The sequence below is a fragment of the Bisbaumannia pacifica genome, from assembly GCF_007989625.1.
GTDB classification, from domain to species: Bacteria; Pseudomonadota; Gammaproteobacteria; order Pseudomonadales; family Halomonadaceae; genus Bisbaumannia; species Bisbaumannia pacifica.
Genome location: NZ_BJUK01000030.1, coordinates 14145 through 29971, shown reverse-complemented (window position 1 = coordinate 29971; position 15827 = coordinate 14145). Strand labels below are relative to the sequence as shown.

Below are 15827 nucleotides of genomic sequence, written 5' to 3'. Positions count from 1 at the left end.
CATTATGCGTGTTAAACATTGGTCTAGGGGGTAGGCAAGCCTATGCACGGTGATGACAGTAACGGCATCGATTATTCGATGCTGCAGTCGCGGCTCGGCTACAAGCTGAGGCGCGCCCAGATGGTCTATTTCGACGTCTTCTTCGAGGCCTGTGCCCAGGAGGGCATCACCCCGGGGCTGTTCAGCATCTTAGCGATCATCTATCACAACCCCGGCTTGACCCAGACGGCGGTCTCGGTGGCCCTGGACGTGGATCGTTCGGCCATGGTGGCGGCCATCGACAAGCTGGAGGGCATGGAGGTGGTGGAGAGGCGCAAGTCGAAGAACGACCGCCGCTCCTACGCTCTCTATCTGACGGAACAGGGAAAGGCCTTCACCGAGCGCCTCAACCGCAAGGTGGTGGCCGGGGAAGAGGCCTTCACCACCTTTATGAAGGACGGCGAGAAAGAGTGGCTGCTGGATCTCCTCGACCGGATCATTCGGGCCCGCAGGGATGGCTGAGGCACCAGCCTCAGTCATCCCCGCCCTGGAGGCCCCACCTCACGGACGAGGAAAGGCCCCACCGAAGCGGGGCCGAAATGTCGTCGAAGCGATGTATCAGAAATCGAAGAACACCGTCTCGCCCTCGCCCTGCAGGCGAATATCGAGGCGGTAGCGTACCTTGCCGTCGACTTCCTCGCGCTTGGCGATCAGCGTCTGACTACGCACCGGTGCGTATCGTCTCGGCACACCTCTAGGCGTGACTCGCGGAAGGCATTCAGGGCCGAGGCTTGCTGGCTGACACTGCGCACAGCCCCACAGAGCCCCCTGGTCTCCCTCCCTCGTACGTCACGCTCGTCGATGGAGTCAGGGCATCCGCAGCACCGGCTTGACGGCGGTACCACGCTTCGAGTCCTCGAAGGCCCGATGGATATCGGCGAACTCGTAGAAGGTCACCAGTCGGTCGAAGGGGAAGCGCCCGGCCTTGTAGTGAGCCACCAGCTGCGGGATGAAGACCCGCGGCACGGCATCCCCCTCGATGACCCCGATCATCGACTTGCCCTCGGCCATCAGGTCCTGGTGCACATCCAGGGTGACCTGGGGGGTCACGCCGACGATCGCCGACACGCCCAGTGGGCGCAGGGCCTGGAGCGACTGGCGGACCACCGCCGGGACCCCGGTGGTCTCCACGGCATAGTCGCTGCCGCCGGCAGTGATCTCGCGGACGCGTTCGACCACGTCCTCGCTCTTGCCGTTGAGCACATGGGTGGCCCCCAGCTCCCGAGCCAGGGCGAGACGCTCCTCCAGCACATCCACGGCGATGATCTGTCGACATCCGACCAACCGCGCGGCCATAACAGCGGAAAGGCCCACCGCCCCGCCGCCGTAAACCACGAGACTGGTCTCGACGCCGGGCTTCAAGCGGTTGAGTACGGTACCGGCCCCGGTCTGGATACCGCAGCCCAGAGGACCAAGCAACGCCAGGTCCACCTCCGGATCCACCTTCACCGCATTGCCTGCCTTGACCACCGCATGGCTCGCGAAGGACGACTGCCCGAAGAAGGTCGCCAGCGCCTCACCGTCCCGGGACAGGCGGTGGCCGCCATCGTCCATGCGCCCGCCGAAGTTCAGCTCGTTGAAGTCGGCGCAGACGGTGGGATGTCCGGTCAGGCAGCGGTCACAGTGACCGCAGTGGGCGAAGGACAACACCACATGATCGCCCACCGCCAGGGTCGACACGCCCGCCCCCACGGCCTCGACCACTCCGGCGCCCTCGTGCCCCAGTACAATGGGAAAGGGGGCGATGCCCAGCTCCCAGGCCACGGCGTCGGTATGACAGACCCCGGTGGCGACGAGCCGGACCCGGATCTCGCCTCCGCCGGGCTCGGCCAGGTCGACAGTTTCGAACGAGAAGGCCTCGCCCTGGGCGGGCGTCACGGCAGCGTGAATCTGCATGGTCATGTCTCCTTGCTCTTTTCCGGCGGACCCGGCTCCTCCGGGACCCAGTATCACAGAAACTTGGTGAACTGCAGACGCAGGGCGTCGCCCTCGCTTTCGATCCCTCTCATTCCCCCGCCACTGGCGTCGTACTCGTGATAATAGGCGCCCTTGAGGATGACGCCGGCCGCGGGCCAGAAGTAACCCACCTCGGCGCCGATGGCATGGCGCTCGGCCTTGTCGTCGGTCGCGGCCCCGTCATCGGCCTCGAGCTGCCAGGCATCGTAGCCCACCAGGCCCAGCTCCAGGCCATTGGCCAGGCGATGGCCGAGGCCCCACTCCACCAGCCAGCTGTCGCCTGGGGTGATCTCGGTCTCGCCCTGTTCGGTCTTGATCTCGTAGCGGGAGAGCGCCGAGACGTTCCAGGTCCGGGCGGCATCGAAGTGCCACATGCCGCCCAAGGTCAGCATAGTGGTCTCGTAGCCCTTGCCGATCGAGGCCGGGTTGGTGGCATCGAAGTCGCCGGTATCGAACCAGTGCCCCGTGGCGAAGGTCACATCCCACTGCTGGCCATGCCAGCCGAGGATCACCGGGCCGACGAAGATGTCGCCCACACCGTCGTCCGAGAAGCTGCCGGGGCCGACGTCCAGCTCGGTGTCGAGCATGGGAATGATGGTCTCCACACCGTAGTCGGCGCCGAGGAAGGTCTGGCCGGTCATCCAGATCAGCCGGTGGGCCAGGGCGGTCACGGTGCCGCTGTTGTTGCCGGGAAGGGCATCGCCCGAGGCATCGTTGAACTCGTCGATATCGTAATGGAGCAGGTAGCCCCGGTAGTAGAGGCCGGGCGGCGGGGCGGCGGCGGCGCCGAGGCCCTCGATCCCCGGCGGGTAGTGGCCGTTGACGGCGAACGCCGGCGTGGCGACGGTGGCGATTCCCAGGGCAGTGAGCAAGGCGAGTTTCTGATACGGCATTGGTTGTTATCTCTCCTCTGGCCCCGCCACCCGCGGTGAGCGGACGGCGAGGCATCTGGTGCGGGATGTGATGGGGGGCGACTTGGGATCAGAACGGATAGCCGCGCGGTGTGTGCTGCACGCTGATCCACTGATCGGTAGTGAACTCCTCAATGGCCCAATCGCCATTGAAACGTCCCAGCCCCGAGTTTTTCTCACCACCGAAGGCCACATGAGCCTCGTCGTTGACCGGCATGTCGTTGACGTGCGTCATGCCGGCCTTGATGCCTTGGGCAAAGTGGGCTCCGCGGGTCAGGTCGGCGCTGAACACCGCGCTGGAGAGCCCATATTCGCTGGCATTGGCCAGCTCCAGGGCATGAGCCTCGTCACGGGCCTTCTGGATGCCCACCAGTGGACCGAAGATCTCCTCGCGGCTGATCTCCATATCTGGCGTCACGTCGCCGAACACATGGGGAGTGACCAGTTGACCCTCGATGGTCCCCTCCAGCAGCACCGTAGCGCCTTCCTGCCGGGCGGTGGCGATCTTCGCTTCCAGCCCCTCGCGCTGCTTGGCATTGATCACCGGCCCCACCACGGTGGCGCTATCGTCCGGATCGCCGACGCGGAGTTCCTTCACCCGGGCCACGAAGCGCTCGACGAAGCCGTCGTAGCAACGCTCGTCGACGATGATGCGGTTGACCGCCATGCAGATCTGCCCCTGGTGCAGGAACTTGCCCACCACCGCGGCGTTCACGGCCTGGTCGAGATCGGCATCGTCCAGCACCACGAAGGGACTGTTGCCGCCCAGCTCCAGAGCGACCTTCTTGATGTGCTCCCCACCGCTGCAGAGGCTACCGATGCGCCGCCCCACAGGGGTTGAACCGGTAAAGGAAATCATCCGCGGCACTCGGTGTTCGACGAAGGCATCGCCGATCTCACAGCCGGCGCCGGCAACCACGCTCAGGACGCCCTGGGGCAGGCCGGCTTCCTCGAAGAGTTTGGCGAGCAGCAGCCCGCCGGTGACCGGCGTGTCGCTGGCCGGCTTGACGACCACGGCATTGCCCAATGCCAGGGCCGGCGCCACAGAGCGCTGGGAGAGGTGCAACGGGAAGTTCCATGGACTGACCACTCCCACCACGCCCAACGGCTTGCGGTACACTCGGTTCTCCTTGCCCGGCACATTGGACGGTAGGGTCATGCCGTGCACCCGGGCAGGCATGCTGGCGGCTTCCTGAGTGATGCCCCGGGCGGCGCCCCACTCGATGCTGGCCTTGAGCCGAGTGCTCCCGGATTCGCGGATCAGCCAGTCGATGATCTCGTCCTTGCGCCGATCGAAGAGCTCGACCACCCGGTGCATCAGGGCGGCACGCTGGCTGGGCGGGGTCGCTGCCCAGTCAAGCTGGGCTCGCTCGGCGGCGAGATAGGCCGCATCCAGGTCTTCTCGACTCGCCAGACGCAGGCGCAGCAGAGGATCCTGGTTGAAGGGGTTGGTCACCATAAGCTCGCGGCCGCCGCGGCCCTCGCGCCACTCGCCAGCGATCAGTTGCAGGTGGAAGTCGCTATACGGGACACTCATGAACAGGTCTCCTTATCAGGGCTTCAGAGGCGAATGCCGGACTTGCCGGGGGACAAGATGCCATTAGGATCCAAGGCGCGCTTCAGGGTCTGATGCACCTCACGCAGCGGCTCGCCGAAGGTCCCGGCGACCTGCTCCATGAACTCGGTGTTAGTGCGATAGAGGCCATACCCCCGCTTGGCGAACTCATCGATCAGCTCGGCGAAGCAGTCATGGGCACGCTGGGTCTCTTCCGGGTCCTGGCGGTTGTAGAGCAGGTCGATGACATGATGCATGTCTCGCCAACCAACGATGTACTCGGCCACATAGTCGAAGCCGTACTTGCCAAGGACCTGCTGAGCCAGCTCGGTCTGGTCGCGGGTCTCGCTTCCCTTGGCCTGGGATACCGGAGCAAACCACATGGAACCACCGCCCCCACGCCAGTTGTAGAGGCCAAACTCCTGTAAGTTCATGTCGCCTTTCATCAAAGCCGAACGGTAGGAGAAACCACCGCCGCGAGCTTCGGCTTCCTCGCCATACATGATCCTGGCTTTGCCGCTGGCCCCGAAGGCCTGTTCGACGATATTCCAATTAACTTCTATCTGTTCCGGTGTGCCGTAGAGCGCCGCGTAGACATTCCATTCACCAACGCCTTGATCGGCCTTGATACGCTCGATGGCCTCACGGGGAATGGAATCAGTCCCGTCGTAGTACTCTTTTCGTGTTACATGGGTTCCCGCGTCCCACAGGGTGTGCACAATTACCACCGCATTGGGGATGATCTGGGCGATACGCAGCGGACGCAGCACATCGACGATCTCCTCGATGTCTTCCGGGTCCTGGTACTGGATCAGGAAGGGGCGATAGGCCGGCGGTTCAGGCATCAGCCACAGCCCCATCTTGGTGACGATGCCAAAATTGGACTGGGTGAAGAGGCCGTCAATGTAGGGACCATAGCCCCACTTGAAGACCTGCCAGGAGCTGGAGTTCTCGATGCCGCCCATGCCGGTGCGCACCACCTCGCCGTTGGCCAGCACCACTTCCATGCCGCACTGGAACATGAAGTGCTCACCATAGGGGGTATAGCCCACGCCCCGGTCCAGGGTGTTGCCCACCGGGCCGGCGATGGCCGAGGGAGCCGGTGGGTCCAGCCACAACTTGAGATCGTTCTCCTTGATGTAATCGTAGAGCTGCTGGTAGGTCACTCCGGGCTCGAGCAGTGCCGTGCAGACCTCGGGATCCACCTCGAGGATGCGGTTCATGCGGTGCATGTCGAGCATCACCTGTCCGGTCTCGCCGGGTGCGGCGCTGCCATAGCCCAGGTTCTTGCCGGTGGACACGGTCCAGATGGGAATCTTGTACTGGTTGCAGATACGCACGATCGCCTGCACCTGCTCGGTGGTGGTCGGCAGCAGAGCCGCGGAAGGAATATAGTCCGCATCGTCGCCGGCCATCATGATCTTGGTATAGGGCGCCAACTGATCGCTCTCGGTCAGTACGCCATCGGCGTCAAGAATGTCGCGAAAGCGTGCCAGTGCCGCATCGAAGTCCGCCGCGGCCACGCCTCTGGGAAGAATGCGTTGGTTCGTGCTCATGGAGTCGTCTCTCGATTGTTATGGTCTGAGGTTCACAGCCGGATCAGGAAGCTCAGCGCGCCGGCCTCCGCGGCCGCCACCGGGCGGGATAACCGGCGGACATGGCGGCCAGTACCGTTGGCCAGCGCCAGACGGGCATACTCCCGGCCGAGCGCGGCCTGCCAACTGCCTTCTTCCGCCGACAAGGTCCGGGTAATGGGGCCGCGGTGGCTCTCCAGGAGGTCAGCACCCGCCATATGCCGGCCCAGTGCCAGGATCCGCCCCCGTCCGGCCAGCAGGCTGGTCAACAGCACCAGGCCGGCATCGTCGGTGAAGCCGGCCGCCATGGTCCCCCGAGGCAGGTCATTCAAGGAGAGCGGATCCAGGCGCCCTTCATAGCGCGGGCCCCAGCCTTGCTGGCGAAGCCCCAGCCCCATCTCGGTAACCCAGCGGTCGGTGCCATAGAGACGGATCTCGCCGTGTCCTCCGTCCCGGGACGCCCCCGAGGCGTCGGCCCAAGTGGTCCCCAGAGCGACAGGAGAGGCGGCTCCCATCACCAGACCGTTCTTGAGCAGTTGTCGACGTGTCAGGTTCATGGCCTCACTCCTCATTGACCGGTGCGTCATCCAGCTCACCGCTGACCAGAGCCTGGATTAGGCCATCCAGTTCGGCGTCGCTGATCTTGGCCTGACGGAACGCCGGCATAGCAGCCCGGCCATTACGCACCGTCATGCGAGCATAGTTGCCCCAGGCATCCCAGGCTGCTTCAGGCAACGGGCTGGTTATCTTGGGGCCTACACCATACTGAGGAGCATGACAATGGCTACATACCTGTCGATATACCTCTTCAGCCGGACGAAGCTCGCCATCAGAGGCGCTTGCCATCACTGGCAGCAGGGCCGCCGCTAGCGTGGCGAAAATACGAAGCTTGGTGGCCAAAGTGTGTCGAGACGACACCGTTATTGTGGTTTTCATATCAACATCACCTGTCAGTTCGTCAAAGGCAGGAGCAGGGAGCATCGCCACCACCCTATTTAGACTTTAGTTGAATCAATGGGTTAGTGGCGCCCCTCCACAAAAGATCACTTTCAATAACCGTGCCAAGATCAGGAACTGCCTCCCTGGCAATAGGTTAAGGTCGGGTGATGTGCCCAAGTGTCCGCCTGACGGACAAAGGTTCACAAATATCGCTTAACTATTTGCGCCACCCCTGCGTAAATGATCAATCACTTCCCGATGATCGTTGGCCCGCACACATAGGGTGGGTGGTATGCTGCTAGGCCTAGTTGCTAAGCCACGATACCGAAATGTCCGACGCCACCCCACGCTATCCCAATGCCCGCGACCTGATGGATGCCCTGCGCTTCCTCCCAGAAGAAGGGCAGATCTGGCTGGGCGAGCAGCGTATGCTCCTGATGCCCCTACAGGCCTCATCGTTCTTTCGCAACGAGCTGGTCACCACCCTTGGCATGGAGCGTGCCAAGGGGTTTTTCATGCGTCTCGGATACTATTCCGGACTGATGGATGCTGAGCTCGGCAAGTCGCTACGGGGTGGTGAAGAAAAACTGGAAGAGAGCTATCTTGCTGGTCCCCAACTGCATGCCCTCCAGGGGCACGTTAAGGCGTTGCCAGTGAAACTGGAGATGGACTTAGAGCATGACCGTTTCTACAGCGAGTTCATCTGGAAGGGCTCTTTCGAGGTAGACATCTGGCGCTCTCGAGGGCTACAGGACGAGCCGGTCTGCTGGACCCTGCTAGGCTATGCCTGCGCCTACGCGAGCCATCTTCTGGGTCGCGAGGTGCAGTTCCGAGAGGTCGAGTGTCGCGGCTGCGGAGATCCGGTGTGCCGCATCGTCGGTCGACTGGCCGAGGAGTGGCCCGACCACGAGGCCTTCGCCGAGCTGTTCCGCGAGGCGCCGCTGATCGACGAGCTCTACGAGCTCCAGGCACGGATTGCCACCCTGGAGGGCGACCTGGCACGCAGCCTCGGCCAGGAGGACTGGGCACCGGTCGGTGCCACTCCCGCCTTCCGCGACATGCTGGCCATGCTCGATAGTGCTGCGTCCTCGAATGTCCCGGTCTTGCTACTAGGGGAGACAGGCACCGGAAAGGAGATCCTGGCACGACGCCTACACGACCGGAGCCTCCGCAATGAGGGGCCCTTCATCGCCGTCAACTGTGCCGCCATCCCGCCGGAGCTGATCGAATCGGAGCTGTTCGGAGTGGAAAAAGGTGCCTACACAGGCGCGGTACAGTCTCGCATGGGGCGCTTCGAACGGGCCCATGGCGGCACGCTCTTCCTCGACGAGCTAGCGGAACTGTCGCCGAGGGCTCAGGCGGCGCTGTTACGCGCACTGCAAGAGCACCAAATCGAGCGGGTCGGTGGCCAGTCGCTACAAGATGTGGATGTGCGTATCGTCGCCGCGACCCACACTGACCTGATCCAACGAGTCGAGGCCGGCGATTTCCGCAAAGACCTTTACTATCGCCTCAATGCCTTCACTCTGCCGGTGCCTCCCTTGCGGGAGCGGCGTGAAGATATCGCCCCACTCGCCGAACATTTTCTATCACGTTTCGAGCACCACTATCAGAAACGACTGCTGGGCTTCTCCGACCAGGCTCGATCAGTCATGGTCCAGCATGACTGGCCCGGCAATATCCGTGAGCTCAAGAACACCATCGAGCGCGGCGTCATCCTCACCACCGACCACAAGCGGATCAGCGAGAAGGCCCTGTTCGGCGACTACCGGGTCCCGACCCTAGAGCGAGAGCAAGCACGAGGACTGGATGGCCAAGGCATGTTGACTGCCCCACCCAGTGCGGTGATTGGCGAGGCCACGATTCGCCAACGCATCCGTCCCCTGCTGGAGGCCGGCCTGACGCTGGAGGAAGTCGAGCGAGAGCTGATCGAGGCCACCTACGCCGACAGCGCCGGCAACATCACCGCCGCCGCTCGCCGCCTGGGCATGACTCGCGCTGCCTACGCCTACCGGCTCAAGAAACACGGGCTAAAATAGCGCACCCGGGCCACTTTTTCACCGAAAATGATACGCCCCCGGCTGCCCTTATCAGGCGGCGGGGGCATACAGCGGTGCAGAAGAAAACTCAGAAATCGAAGAACACCGTCTCGCCCTCGCCTTGCAGGCGAATATCGAGGCGGTAGCGTACCTTGCCGTCGACCGCCTCGCGCTTGGCGATCAGCGTCTGGCGGCGGGTCGGCGACTCGATGGCATTCAGCACCGGGCAGGCGACATTGGCCTCGGCCTCGTCCTCGAAGTAGAGGCGGGTCTGCAGCTGGATATTGATGCCCCGGGCGAAGATCGCCAGGTTGATATGCGGCGCCATCACCTTGCCGTCGCCACGGGTCACCGCGCCGGGCTTGATGGTGGTCAGCGACCACTCGCTGCCGCCCTCGGCGGTGGTGGCGGTGCGACCGAAACCATTAAAGGGCTGCTCGAGGTCGAATTCGGTCCGGTACCGGCCCTGGCTGTCGGCCTGCCAGGCCTCGAGCAGGGCATCGCGTACCAGGTCGCCGTTGCCATCGATCACGGTGCCGACCACCTCGATGGGCTCGCCCTCGGCCTCGGGGCCGGCCATCCGGTTCCAGATCTCCTCGTCACGCGCGGGCAGGCCGGCCACGTGCAGGGCCAGGCCGATATGCACATAGGGGCCGGCGGTCTGGGAGGCGGTCTCGCGCAGCATCAACTCGCTGCAGGATAAGGAATTCGGCTGTTGCATGTGCTTGTGCATCGTCTGGGCCCCCGTCACTGGTTCTCGAAATAGGTCTGCAGTTCGCCGCGTACCACCAGGTCGAAGCGATACGCCAGGCAGTCCATGGGCTTGCTGCGCGACATATCGAGGCGCCCGATCATGGTCTCGACGGCCTCCGGGTCGTTGATGGTCTTGACGATGGGGCAGATCGGAATCAGCGGGTCGCCCTCGAAATACATCTGGGTGATCAGGCGGGTGGAGATCGCCGGGCCCATTACCGAGACATGGATATGCGCCGGGCGCCAGGTGTTGATGCCATTCAGCCAGGGATAGGGGCCGGGCTTGATGGTGCGGAAGCGATACCAGCCATCCTCGTCGGTGAGGCAGCGCCCCACCCCGCCGAAATTGGGGTCCAGCGGCGCCAGGTAAGCGTCTTTCTTGTGACGGTAACGGCCGCCGGCATTAGCCTGCCACATCTCCACCAGGGTGTGCGGCACCGGCTTGCCGAACTGGTCGACCACCCGGCCGAACAGGATGATGCGCTCGCCTACCGGCAGGCCGGGAGTCGCGGCATCGCGGAAGTTCATCAGTAGGTCGTTGTCGTAGGGCCCCATGCGCAGCTGGCGAAAGTCCGGGCCGGTCAGCTCGGAGACGCTGGACTGGTGCAGGCTGACCAACGCCTGACGGGGGGAACGGGCCACTGAGGTCTTGTAACCGGGGGCATAGGCCGGGGGATGCCAGTTACGGTCGCGCTCCACGTAGCGCTTGTTATCGTCGTGCATATCGGCTCATCTCTAGGGGAGAGGGGATGACCCGAAGCAGTGTGGGGCCCCCCCGCGGAACTGCCAATTAACGTCTCGAGGCCCTCTCATAACCTGGGGGTTATACCCCCATCCCCCGTCGCCACCTCGCGCAGGGTCTCGCAGAAGGCCTCCAGGGCCAGGGAGGGTTGCAGACTGGCATTGCGGCACAGCCCCACCGAACCGCCCTGGCGCTCCAGGGCCAGGGATAGTTCGTCCAACTCACCCCGGGCCAGGGCATCGGTCACCGCCTCTTCCGGCGCCACCCAGATGGCATCGCTGACCAGGGTATAACCGCGACTCAGCGGTAACGAGAGGGTCTCGAGCAGCCGCGAGGGGAGCTGCAGGGCATGGCGCACGCAGAAGCTGTCGACCTGCTGGCGCAGGGTGGTCTGGGGCGGCGGCAGCACCCAGGGGTAAGCGGCCAGGACCTCGGCCGGCAGGGGGTCCACCCCGGCCAGCGGGTGGTTGCTCCGGACGACCAGCAGCAGCCGCTCGTAGTAGAGGTGCTCGAAGGCCAGGTCGTGGATCTCGCGGGCCTCGGTCATGCGCCCCACCACCAGGTCCAGCTCGCCGCGGCGCAGCCGCGAGAGCAGGAAGGCGCTGGGGCCGGTGACCACGTTGACCCCCACCTCGCCGTGGGGCGCCCCCTCGGCGTGCCAGCGACGCAGCGCCTCGGGCAGCAGCCGGCTCTCCACCGTGGAGAGGGCCCCCACCCGCAACCAACGCGTCCCCCGATGCGTATCGTCGATCGCCCCCACGCCCTCCTCCAGGGCGCGCAGCGCGGGCCCGGCATGACGCAGCAGGGTCAGCCCCGCCTGGGTCAGCGCCACCCCCTGGGGGGTGCGCTCGAAGAGGCCGGCACCGAGGATCTCCTCGAGCTCGCGGATGGTCTTGGACATCCCCGGCTGGGTGATCGCCAGGCGCTCGGCGGCGCGGACGAAACTGCGATGGCGTGCCACCTCCAGGAAAGCCTGGAGGTGGCGCAGCTTGATACGGGCGTTGAGCATGGTCTCTCCCAGGGGCACGGGGCCGGTAACGCAGACGCCGGAGAGCCCCTGACGGGCCCCTCCGGCGTCATCATACCTGGCGAGCGCAACGAATCAGACCTCGCCGTCGCCCCAGCCGAGTTCCTTGGCAAGCGCGAAGGCGTGGTTGGCCGCCGGCACCCCGCCATAGATGGCCACGTGCATCAGCACCTGGCGCAGCTCCGCCTCCCTGAGGCCGATGCGCTTGGCGGTCTTGAGGTGCAGCTCGAGCTCCTCGCGACCCAGGGCGGCGAGGATGCCGGTGGTGATCATGCTGCGCTCGCGGCGGGTGAGGTCGTCGTTGCTCCATAGCTCGCCCCAGGCCAGGCGAGTGATCATCTGCTGGAAGGGCGCATCCAGGCTGGTGGAGTTATCGGTGGAGCGCGCCACATGGGCCTCGCCCAGCACCTGCTTGCGGGTCGCCAGGCCGGTGGCATAGTCCACGCCATGCTCGCCCACCTCGCCCAGGTCCACCGCCAGTACCGCCAGCAGCTTCGCGGCGAACGCTCCCGGCACCTCCACGGAGGGCACATGGCCGACGCCCTCGAGGATCGTTAGCGGCGCGCCATTGAGCTCGCCAGCCAGGGCCTCGAGGGTCGAAGGCGGCGTCGCCAGGTCCTCGCTGCCGCCCAGCAGCTGTACCTTTACGCCTTTGCCGGAGAGCTTGCCGGTAAAGGCGTGGCCGCCGAGCATCTCGCAGAGCTTGGCGTAGGCCTCGTCGTCGCCGCGACCCATCTGGGTCATCCAGCCGGACTTGAGGGCCGGCTCGGCCTCGAAGCAAGCCGGGGCGAACCAGCGCGGCACGATCTCGCCGCTCATCGCCGCCAGGCCCTCCTGGCGCACGCGAGCGGCGCGGGTGCTCCAGAGCTCCGCGGTGCCGATCACCGCCCCGGTATTGGTGAGGGTCGCGGAGGCGAGCCGCTCGGCATGCTCACTGATCAGCTGCTGGCCGACCACCCCGCCGATGGAGGTGCCGACGAAGTGAAAGCGTTCGGCACCGGCATGATCGGCCAGGGCCAGGGCCTCGGCGGCCAGATCGGCCGGGGCGATGGCGCCCTCGCCCCAGGCCTGGCTGGCGCCGTGGCCGGGCAGGTCCCAGGTCAGCACCCGGTAACGGGGCAACAGCATGGGCAGGATGTCGTCCCACACCGCCTGGGTCATGCCCAGCGGGTGGGCCAGCACCACCAGGGGGTTAGCCGCCGCACCCAGCAGGCGATAGGCCACGCTACGGCCCTTGATGTTCAGAAATGCCATGATCTCTCTCCGTGTGTGACAACGGACAAGGCCGGCGACGTCATATCACCGGCCCTGCCTTCAACCGTCGGTCTCGCTCAGGCTCGCTCGATCAGCGTCGCGATGCCCTGCCCCACCCCCACGCACATGGTGCACAGGGCATAGCGCTTACCGCTCTTCTGCAGCTCATGGGCGGCGGTCAGCAGCAGGCGGGCACCGGACATGCCCAGCGGGTGACCCAGGGCGATGGCGCCACCGTTGGGATTGACCCGGGGGTCATCGTCGGCAAGGCCCAGGTCGCGCATGCAGGCCAGCGCCTGGGCGGCGAAGGCCTCGTTGAGCTCGATAATGTCGATCTCGTCCATCGACACCCCGGTGCGCTCGAGCAGCTTGTTGACCGCGGGCACCGGGCCATAGCCCATGATCCGCGGCTCGACGCCGGCGGTCGCCATGCCGAGAATCTTGGCCATGGGCGTCAGGCCGTGCTGCTCCACCGCCGCGGCACTGGCCACCAGCATGGCGGCGGCGCCGTCGTTGACCCCGGAGGCGTTACCGGCGGTGACGCTGCCGCCCTCGCGGAAGGGCGTCGCCAGGCCGGCGAGCTTGTCGAGGGTAGTTTCCCGCGGGTGCTCGTCCCGATCGAAGATCAGCGGCTCCTGCTTGCGCCGGGGGAGCTCGATGGCGGTGATCTCCTCGGCGAAGCGCCCGGCCGCCTGCGCGGCGGCGGCCTTCTGCTGGGAGCGCAGGGCGAAGGCGTCCTGATCCTCGCGGGCGATCTTGAACCGCTCGGCGACGTTCTCGGCGGTCTCCGGCATGGAATCGACGCCGTACATCTTCTTCATCAGCGGGTTGATAAAACGCCAGCCGATGGTGGTGTCCTCGATCTTCTGGCCCCGGGAGAAGGCGCTATCGGCCTTGCCCATCACGTAGGGGGCCCGGGACATGGACTCCACGCCGCCGGCCAGGGCCAACTCCATCTCGCCGGCCTTGATGGCGCGGAAGGCGGTGCCCACCGCGTCCATGCCGGAACCACAGAGGCGGTTCAGCGTCGTGCCCGGTACCGAGGTCGGCAGGCCGGCCAGCAACGCGGACATGCGCGCCACGCTGCGGTTGTCCTCGCCGGCCTGGTTGGCACAGCCCATAAAGACATCCTCGATGGCCGCCGGATCGAGGCTCGGGGCCTCGGCCAGCACCGCCTTGAAGATGCTGGCGGCCAGGTCGTCGGGGCGCACGCTGGAGAGGGTGCCGCCGAAGCGGCCGATGGCGCTGCGCCGCGGATGGCAGAGATAAACGTCGGTCATATGGCTCTCCTGCTCGGCTTACTGGCCGCTATGGGCTCGGGCGGTGCGGGCCTTGAGATCGCGCAGGATCTCGAGTTCAGTCTCGCTGGGCTCCGGGGTGCTTTCCAGGGTCTCGGCGAAGCGCAGCTCCCAGCCGGTGGCCTCCTGGACCTGCTCGGCGGTGACGCCCGGATGCAGGGAGACCACCACCAGCTCCTTGGTCTCCGGGTCGGGCTTCATCACGCACAGGTCGGTGATCACCCGGGTCGGGCCCTTGCCGATATTGGGCACACCGTCGCGACCCTTGCCGTCGCGGCCAAAGCCCAGGGTGGTGACGAAGTCGACCTCGTCGACGAAGGCGCGCTTGGAGTGCTTCAGGGTGATAAACACCTCGCCGGCGTTGGTGGCGATCTCCGGCGCCCCGCCGCCCCCCGGCAGGCGAACCTTGGGCTCCCGGTAGTCGCCGATCAGGGTGGTGTTGAGGTTGCAGTAGCGGTCGATCTGGGCGGTACCCAGGAAGCCCACGTCGATCTTGCCGCCCTGCAGCCAGTAGCGGAACATCTCCGGCACCGCGACGGTGGTCAACGCCGTCTCGGCCAGCTCGCCGTCGCCGATGGAGAGCGGCAGCACGTCGGGCTTGGTCTGCAGGGTGCCGGATTCGTAGATCAGCACCACATCCGGGGCATGGGTCAGGCGCGCCAGGTTGGCGGCCTCACTGGGCAGGCCGATGCCGACGAAGCAGGTGGTGCCGTTTTCCAGGGCGCGGGCGGCGGTGACGGTCATCATCTCCGCGGAGGTGTAATCGAGGCTCATCGGGCGTTCCCCCCTGCATTCATAACGTTCTCTTCGATCCAGGCCGTGAAGGCGTCGCGATCCCGGGCGATGGCGTCCCACTCCTTGTAGAAGGCGTTGTTGCGCGGGTAGTAGCCGTGGGCATAGGAGGGTAGCGAGCCCTTCTCGGCCACGGCGATGGCGCTGATCGCCCAACCGGGGATGATGCAGGCATTGGGGTGGTAGCCCGGCTCGGCGCGCAGGTCATCGACGATCTCCTCGACGGTGACGATGCTCTGCTTGGCCGCCAGCACCGCCTCCTTCTGCACCCCGACGATGCCTTCCACCAGGACGTTGCCGGCGCGGTCGGCCTTCTGGGCGTGGACGATGGAGACGTCCGGGCGCACCGAGGGCACCGCCGCCAGGCGCTCGCCGGTGAAGGGGCAGTCGATGAACTTGATCTGGTCATTGACGCTGGGCAGCTCGCTGCCCACATAACCACGCAGCACGGCCAGCGGCAGGCCCGCCGCGCCGGCCTCGAAGGCGCAGGCCATGGCGGCATGGCTGTGCTCGAGGATCTCGACCTTGCGCGGCCAGCCCTTCTCCACGGCGTCGCGCAGGCGGTGCAGGGAGCCCACGCCGGGGTTGCCGCCCCAGGAGAAGATCACCTTCTTGGCGCAGCCGGCGCCGATCAACTGGTCATAGACCAGGTCCGGGGTCATGCGGATCAGGGTCAGGTCGCGCTTGCCCTGGCGAATCACCTCGTGACCCGCGGCGAAGGGAATCAGGTGGGTAAAGCCCTCCATGGCCACGGTGGCGCCATCTTCGACGTAGCGCGCGACCGCGTCATGCAGGCTCAGGAACTCGGCCATGGGATCTCCTCCTGGCGGTGGCTCTCGATAAGTTCGAATAACGAACATCAATTCTTTATACGAACAAAATTACTCCCGAACGCCATCGCCGTCAAACCCCGGCGTCCCGACACAGAAAGGGGAGGCCATGCCTCCC

Annotated in this window: 15 protein-coding genes and 1 pseudogene; 2 read left to right on the top strand and 14 right to left on the bottom strand. The window is 65.5% G+C overall.

The genetic code is table 11. From position 1 onward, the window contains the following. The first annotated feature begins 42 nt into the window (after window positions 1-42). Window positions 43-501 (top strand): MarR family winged helix-turn-helix transcriptional regulator, encoded by a 459-nt coding sequence (locus HPA02_RS12655; protein WP_146803569.1) that lies wholly within the window; start codon window positions 43-45, stop codon window positions 499-501. A 96-nt stretch (window positions 502-597) separates the two neighbouring features. Here the strand turns inward: HPA02_RS12655 and HPA02_RS12650 are convergent. From HPA02_RS12650 to HPA02_RS12620, 7 genes and pseudogenes are all read right to left on the bottom strand, one after another. Continuing rightward, window positions 598-714, bottom strand: a pseudogene (locus HPA02_RS12650) (protocatechuate 3,4-dioxygenase subunit alpha); the annotation flags it as partial. Between the two features lie 132 nt (window positions 715-846). Next, window positions 847-1935, bottom strand: coding sequence for an NAD(P)-dependent alcohol dehydrogenase (locus tag HPA02_RS12645; protein ID WP_146803568.1), 1089 nt, complete (start codon window positions 1933-1935; stop codon window positions 847-849). 53 nt (window positions 1936-1988) lie between these two features. Then, window positions 1989-2888, bottom strand: a complete 900-nt coding sequence (locus HPA02_RS12640) for a SphA family protein (protein ID WP_146803567.1) — start codon at window positions 2886-2888, stop codon at window positions 1989-1991. Window positions 2889-2976: 88 nt separating this feature from the next. Next, entirely contained in the window at window positions 2977-4443 is a 1467-nt protein-coding gene (locus tag HPA02_RS12635) for an aldehyde dehydrogenase family protein (RefSeq protein WP_146803566.1), read from the bottom strand. A 23-nt stretch (window positions 4444-4466) separates the two neighbouring features. Further along, window positions 4467-6017: an FAD-binding oxidoreductase gene (locus HPA02_RS12630; RefSeq protein WP_146803565.1), complete on the bottom strand. Its 1551-nt coding sequence runs from the start codon at window positions 6015-6017 to the stop codon at window positions 4467-4469. Window positions 6018-6049: 32 nt separating this feature from the next. Continuing rightward, complete coding sequence (locus HPA02_RS12625; RefSeq protein ID WP_146803564.1) at window positions 6050-6592, bottom strand: hypothetical protein; 543 nt, start codon at window positions 6590-6592, stop codon at window positions 6050-6052. A gap of 4 nt (window positions 6593-6596) precedes the next feature. After that, a complete protein-coding gene (locus HPA02_RS12620) occupies window positions 6597-7016 on the bottom strand; it encodes a c-type cytochrome (protein WP_146803563.1) in 420 nt (139 codons plus the stop codon). A gap of 287 nt (window positions 7017-7303) precedes the next feature. Between HPA02_RS12620 and HPA02_RS12615 the strand changes: the two genes are divergently transcribed. Beyond that, window positions 7304-9013 carry a sigma-54-dependent Fis family transcriptional regulator gene (locus tag HPA02_RS12615; RefSeq protein WP_146803562.1) on the top strand — a complete coding sequence of 570 codons (1710 nt, stop codon included), beginning with the start codon at window positions 7304-7306 and terminating at the stop codon, window positions 9011-9013. An 88-nt stretch (window positions 9014-9101) separates the two neighbouring features. Here HPA02_RS12615 and pcaG read toward each other — a convergent pair whose 3' ends face one another. From pcaG to HPA02_RS12580, 7 genes are all read right to left on the bottom strand, one after another. Then, window positions 9102-9734, bottom strand: coding sequence for a protocatechuate 3,4-dioxygenase subunit alpha (pcaG, locus tag HPA02_RS12610; RefSeq protein WP_146803561.1), 633 nt, complete (start codon window positions 9732-9734; stop codon window positions 9102-9104). 26 nt (window positions 9735-9760) lie between these two features. Then, on the bottom strand, window positions 9761-10489 hold the full coding sequence (gene pcaH / locus HPA02_RS12605; protein ID WP_146803560.1) for a protocatechuate 3,4-dioxygenase subunit beta: 729 nt from the start codon (window positions 10487-10489) through the stop codon (window positions 9761-9763). A gap of 86 nt (window positions 10490-10575) precedes the next feature. Continuing rightward, on the bottom strand, window positions 10576-11517 hold the full coding sequence (gene pcaQ, locus HPA02_RS12600; protein ID WP_146803559.1) for a pca operon transcription factor PcaQ: 942 nt from the start codon (window positions 11515-11517) through the stop codon (window positions 10576-10578). 93 nt (window positions 11518-11610) lie between these two features. Further along, window positions 11611-12789, bottom strand: coding sequence for an alpha/beta fold hydrolase (locus HPA02_RS12595; protein ID WP_146803558.1), 1179 nt, complete (start codon window positions 12787-12789; stop codon window positions 11611-11613). A 77-nt stretch (window positions 12790-12866) separates the two neighbouring features. Continuing rightward, a complete protein-coding gene (gene pcaF / locus HPA02_RS12590; RefSeq protein WP_146803557.1) occupies window positions 12867-14069 on the bottom strand; it encodes a 3-oxoadipyl-CoA thiolase in 1203 nt (400 codons plus the stop codon). A gap of 18 nt (window positions 14070-14087) precedes the next feature. After that, the gene (locus HPA02_RS12585) at window positions 14088-14861 is read right to left on the bottom strand and encodes a CoA-transferase subunit beta (protein WP_146803556.1); all 774 of its coding nucleotides are present in this window, start codon (window positions 14859-14861) and stop codon (window positions 14088-14090) included. Then, window positions 14858-15691: a CoA transferase subunit A gene (locus HPA02_RS12580; RefSeq protein ID WP_146803555.1), complete on the bottom strand. Its 834-nt coding sequence runs from the start codon at window positions 15689-15691 to the stop codon at window positions 14858-14860. The genes HPA02_RS12585 and HPA02_RS12580 overlap by 4 nt, the downstream gene beginning before the upstream one ends. Window positions 15692-15827 lie beyond the last annotated feature (136 nt).